The organism is Micromonospora globispora, from assembly GCF_003857015.1.
Taxonomy (GTDB): Bacteria; Actinomycetota; Actinomycetes; order Mycobacteriales; family Micromonosporaceae; genus Micromonospora; species Micromonospora globispora.
In genome coordinates this window covers 1-5,108 of sequence record NZ_QGGF01000514.1, presented here as the reverse complement: position 1 = coordinate 5,108, position 5,108 = coordinate 1, and the positions used below count along the sequence as shown (strand labels likewise).

At 73.8% G+C, this 5,108-nt stretch carries 7 protein-coding genes; 1 reads left to right on the top strand and 6 read right to left on the bottom strand.

The features are described 5' to 3' along the window. From DKL51_RS27685 to DKL51_RS27675, 3 genes are all read right to left on the bottom strand, one after another. A partial coding sequence (locus DKL51_RS27685; protein ID WP_148097858.1) for a substrate-binding domain-containing protein occupies positions 1-842 on the bottom strand: 842 nt, incomplete at its 3' end. A 146-nt stretch (positions 843-988) separates the two neighbouring features. Then, positions 989-1,870 carry a Sco1979 family transcriptional regulator gene (locus tag DKL51_RS27680; RefSeq protein WP_438819677.1) on the bottom strand — a complete coding sequence of 294 codons (882 nt, stop codon included), beginning with the start codon at positions 1,868-1,870 and terminating at the stop codon, positions 989-991. 110 nt (positions 1,871-1,980) lie between these two features. Continuing rightward, positions 1,981-2,238, bottom strand: coding sequence for a DUF397 domain-containing protein (locus DKL51_RS27675; RefSeq protein WP_109947005.1), 258 nt, complete (start codon positions 2,236-2,238; stop codon positions 1,981-1,983). Between the two features lie 268 nt (positions 2,239-2,506). Between DKL51_RS27675 and DKL51_RS27670 the strand changes: the two genes are divergently transcribed. Continuing rightward, the gene (locus tag DKL51_RS27670) at positions 2,507-3,160 is read left to right on the top strand and encodes a GGDEF domain-containing protein (RefSeq protein ID WP_124812658.1); all 654 of its coding nucleotides are present in this window, start codon (positions 2,507-2,509) and stop codon (positions 3,158-3,160) included. Positions 3,161-3,181: 21 nt separating this feature from the next. Here DKL51_RS27670 and DKL51_RS27665 read toward each other — a convergent pair whose 3' ends face one another. From DKL51_RS27665 to DKL51_RS35230, 3 genes are all read right to left on the bottom strand, one after another. Beyond that, positions 3,182-4,225 carry a phosphotransferase gene (locus DKL51_RS27665; protein WP_124812657.1) on the bottom strand — a complete coding sequence of 348 codons (1,044 nt, stop codon included), beginning with the start codon at positions 4,223-4,225 and terminating at the stop codon, positions 3,182-3,184. Between the two features lie 55 nt (positions 4,226-4,280). Next, positions 4,281-4,775 (bottom strand): type II toxin-antitoxin system PemK/MazF family toxin, encoded by a 495-nt coding sequence (locus DKL51_RS27660; protein ID WP_124812656.1) that lies wholly within the window; start codon positions 4,773-4,775, stop codon positions 4,281-4,283. A 50-nt stretch (positions 4,776-4,825) separates the two neighbouring features. Next, positions 4,826-5,108: hypothetical protein (locus DKL51_RS35230; RefSeq protein WP_221623247.1), on the bottom strand; the 283-nt coding region annotated here is incomplete at its 5' end.

The window sequence follows — 5,108 nt, the reverse complement described above, 5'->3', positions numbered from 1 at the left end:
TCGGCGATGGCGTCGAGGACGCCGAGCGCGAGCACGTCGGAACAGGCGAGCACGGCGGTCGGCGGATCGTCGCCGGCGAACGTGGTGGCGACCGCGGCGGCCCCCGCGGCGCGGCTGTTGCCGGCGGCGTTGAGCACGGTGATCGCGGGCCAGTCGACACCGACCGCCGCGAACGCGTCGGCGAAGCCGGCGAGCCGGCCACGGGTCACGGAATGCGGCGCGTCCTGCGGGGCCGCCAGCGCCAACGGCCCCGGTGGCGCGTCGGGCAGGACGGCATCTCCCAGCAGGGCCACCCGCCGGTGGCCGAGGGCAGCGACATGGTCGGCGACGGACCGGGCGGCGGCTCGCTCGTCGATCCCGACGTAGCGGTCGGCCGGCCCGGCGTTCTCCCGGGGCGCGGTGGTGACGTAGGGCAAACCGCGGTCGTGGATGGCGTCGAGGGCCCAGTCCTCGTCGCCGGCGCAGTAGACACAGAAGCCGTCGACCGAGGCGTTCTCCACGGCGGTGCGGACCTGGGCGCGGTCGGCCGGCAGCGGCACCAGCAGGAGGCTGTTGCCGTGCCGCTCGGCGGCGCCGCTGAGGCCGGCGAGGAAGCGCACCGCGAAGGGGTCGGTGAAGGCGTACGACAGCTGCGAGGTGAAGAGCACGCCGATCGCCCCGACGAAGCCGCGGCGCAGCGACCGGGCGGTCGGGTTGGGGCCGGGATAGCCGAGCCGCTGCGCGGCGTCGAGGATCTTCGCCCGCAGCGCCGCGGAGAGCTGGTCGGGGCGGCTGTACGCGTTGGAGACGGTGCTGCGGGACACGCCGACGGCGTCCGCCACGTCCTGCAGGGTCGGCTTCACCGGGCCGCCTCTCTGAATCGATTCAGTCTGGATCGATTCAGAGACTACGCGCACCGATCCGTGACCGTCAACGACATCAGGATCAGTCGAGGTGAGGTCGTCCGACCCCGCCGCCGGCGGCCGGTGTCGTGAAGCCCCCGCGGGGGTCAGCGCCGGGCGACCTCGTCCAGGATCCGGCCCAGGATCTCCGGCGTGCGCTCCGGCGGCTCGGCCTCCACGCAGAGCCGCTCCATGGCCACCGCGTAGTAGTCGAGGTCCTCGCGCTTGTCCAGATAGATCGCGCTGGTCAGCTGTTCGATGTAGACGATGTCGGGCAGGTCCTGGTCACCGAAGCGCAGGATGGTGAAGGCGCCGCCGGCCGCGGCGTGACCGCCGGCCTCGAAGGGAACGACCTGAAGCCGGATGTGCGGGGACTTCGTCGCCTCGATCAGCGCGCTCAACTGCCCGCGCATCACCTCCGGGCCGCCGATCGGCCGGCGCAGGGCGGCCTCGTCGACGACCGCCCAGAGCTGCGGCGGGTGCGGCCGGCGCAACAGTTCCTGGCGCGCCATCCGCAGGCTCACCCGCCGGTCGACCTCGTCCGGCGCGGCGGACCGGTGACCGAGCAGGATGACCGCGCGGGCGTACTCCGGGGTCTGGAGCAGGCCGGGCACGAACTGGACCTCGTACGTCCGGATCAGCGCGGCGGCGGCCTCCAGGCCGAGGTAGGACTGGAACCAGCTCGGCAGCACGTCACCGTAGCGGTGCCACCAACCGGGGCTGTTCGCGTCCCGGGCCAGCTTGAGCAGCGCCTCGCGCTCGTCGGCGGCGGTGACGCCGTACAGGGTGAGCAGGTCGGCGACGTCGCGTTCCTTGAAGCCGACCCGGCCCAGCTCCATCCGGCTGATCTTCGACTCCGAGGAACGGATCTCCCAGCCGGCGCCCTCCCGGGTCACCCCGGCGCCCTCCCGGAGCCGCCGCAGCTGCGCCCCCAGCAGCATTCGCAGCACGGTCGGACCGGTGGCCGGGCCGCCCTCGGCGGGAACCATCGTCACACCCCGTCCCTCGCATGCCGTTGTCACCGACCGGACGCCCCAGCCCGGCCGACGTGTAAGCATGCCATGGACCGACAGTGAGATGTACTCCCCCGGACGGCCGATCAGTCGCGCAGCCGGGAGGGGGTGATGAGGTTGTCGAAGTCGCCGTCGCGGGCACCGAGCACAAAGGCCGCGATTTCGTCCACTGTGTAGATCAGCGCCGGACCCTCCGGGTGGCGGGAGTTACGCATGGCAATCCCCGCGCCGTCGGGGAGTTCGGCCAACTCGACACAGTTTCCGCTCGGGTTGCTCCGGCGGCTCTTCTGCCACCGCAGCGGCGGCAACTGACTGGTGGGTACGCCGTTCTGAGAATGCTGCATGGGGGTCTTTCTGTGGAAGAGCCAGCCGATGCCGCGGCGGAAGCGGTGATGGCGGCGTAAGGGGCGGTGTGTCGACAGAGGACCGTGATGCACGTGCATCTGCTATTGCATCTGCACTGGACAGCGAGCATGATAACGCACGGACGGCGTACCCATCCGTTTACTCTGGGTGACGCCGATCCGCATTGCCACCAGGGAAAACACCGGGCTGGCACGGGCGGTCCACGCGCCGCCACGGGCAGGCCGACGGCTGCGGCGAGGAGGGCTCGTGCCGGATCCGATGACCGTCGCGTCCGGTATCTCCGCCGCTGGTGCCATCCTCTCCGCCTGGCAGTTGCACCGCCGGGCGCAACGCGCGGAGGCGGAGATCGAGCTCCTGCAGGCCGAACTGGAGGCCGAGCGGCACGCGGCGAGCCACGACCCGCTGACCGGGCTGCCGAACCGACGGGCCTTCTACCGGCTCGCCGCCACCCTGCTGACCGACGCCGCCGGGAAGCCGCTGATCGCCGTCGTGCTCGACCTCGACGACTTCAAGCAGGTCAACGACCGCTACGGCCATGCGGCCGGCGACCAGGTGCTGGTCAGCGTGGCGCAGCGGCTCGCCGCCTTCGCCGGGGACAACCTGGTCGCCCGGCTCGGCGGCGACGAGTTCGCCGGGCTGCTCACCACTCCGACGGTGGACCGGCGGTGGATCGAGCACGCCACCCGCCGGCTCTGCGAGGCCCTCGCCGCGCCGATCCCGCTGGGCAGCCGCACCGTGCGGGTGACCGCGTCCGTCGGGCTCGCCCCGGTGCACGGGCCGGCCCAACTCACCGAGGCACTCTGCCGGGCCGACACCGCGATGTATCAGGCGAAGAGTGTCGGCGCGGCCCGACCGGCCCGCCAACTGGTGGAGAGCGCGCGCCTGGCCGACTACTACTGAGCCGGCTCCGCGCGGTCGGGCTCAGCCGGCGGCGGAGGCCGGCGAGTGGCCGATGCCGACCAGCGCGTCCCGGGCGAGACTGACCAGGCCCACCGGCGTCACCAGTCCCCGCACGATGTCCAGCGCGCGGACCCGGTCCGCGTCGTCGTGGCCGGTGTCCATCGCCTGGCGGGTCCAGTCGGCGATGTCGTCCAGCGCCCGGACGGTGAGGTGGTAGGCCAACCGGACCGGATCGGGTTCCACCGGACCGTAGCCCTCGAAGAAGGCGGCCTGCTGGCGCGGGGTGACCGGGGCGAAGGCGAGCACACCACCGCGGACGAACATCAGGTCGCGTTCGCGCGGGGCGAGCACGGCGTCGTCCCAGTCGATCAGCCAGACTCCGCCGTCGACGTCGAGCAGCACGTTGCCCAGGTGCGGGTCGCCGTGGCAGACCACATGGGCCACCGGCCGGCCGCGCAACTCCGCGCCCAGGGCGTCCGCCCGGTCCAGCAGCCCCGCCAGCAGGCCCGCCACGGGCCGCCAGCGCCCGGCCGCCTCCCGGGTGAACGGGTCCGCCGTCGCGTCGTCGACGGCCGCCACCGCGCGGTCGGTGGCCCGGACCCGCGCGGCGACCTGACGGTGGGTGTGGTCCTCGGCGGGCAGCAGCCGGGTCAACTCCTCGGTCACCACGGTGGCGTGAACGGCCGCGAGGACCCGGCCGTAGGCCCGCCAGTGGGCCACCTCCATGCCACCGCCGAGGGCGCGCTCGTCCGACACCCACGGCACCACGGAGAGCCGGCGACCGTCGCGTACGGCGCAGACGTCGCCGTCCCGAGTCCGCAGCGGGGCGGCGATCCCGGGAACGCCCCGCTCGGCGAGGTACGCGGAGAGGACCAGCCCGGCCGGGGTGCCGCCGCTGAGCTTGACCGCGAGCACTCGTCCGTCGGCGTCGACGGCCCGCCACAGCTCGGCGGTCTCGTCGGCGCCGTACCCGACCCGCCGGACCGACTCGAGGGTGACGCCGAAGTCCTCCCGGACCCACCCGAGCAACCTGTCGTCCACCGCCACGCCGTCGCCACCGGTCATCGGCCCACCATGCCAGCCGCCCGGCGGACCGTCGAACCCATTACCGGCGCGCCGGTCAGCGCCAGCCGTAGCCGGCGCGCAGCGCCTGACCGACCCGGTCGAAGCGGGGCCGGTCCAGCACCGCGCCCTCGCGGCGGATGCTGTCCTCCCGCATGGTGAGGACCCGGTCGAGGCGTACCCAGCTCGGGCGGTTGTCGTGGTCCCAGGCACCCGGACCGAGGGCCAGCCAGTGCCGCTGGCCGTCCCGCTCGCTCTGGCTGGACAACATCAGCCCGAACAGCGCCCGGCTCCGCCGGCCGACCACCAGCACCGGGCGGTCCTTGCCCTGGCGGGGGTCGTCCTCGTACGGCACCCAGGTCCAGACGATCTCCCCCGGGTCGGCCTGCCCGTCCAGCTCCGGCGCGTACGTCAGCTCGCGACGCTGCAGCGCGGCGACCTGCCGGCGCCGGGCGACCTGGGCCGGGATCCGGGCCGGGGTGCCGGTCGGCGCGCCCGCACCGCCGCCGATCCGGCCGAACCGCGACGCCACACTCCTCATCAGACCTGCCACGGCGGGCAGCCTATCGCCCGGCCGCACCCCCGGCGCGACCGTGGCGGCGATCAGGTCGGGCGGCGGGCCAGGACCAGCGTGGTACGCAGGTCCAGCACGACCGTCCCGCCGAACCCGTCGACCGCCGCACCGACGGCGGCCAGCACCCGGGCCTGCAGCTCCGGCGGCCGCTTCAGCTGCGGCGAGAACGTGCTGACCAGGCGCTGGTACGCCGCTGTGTCCAGCGGCACGGCCCGGCGGATCAGCTCGATGCGGACGTCGGTGAAGAGGCCGCTGCCGGTGATGTCCTCACGGAACCAGCCCTGCGGGCGGCCCGGCTGCCGCGCCGGGTCC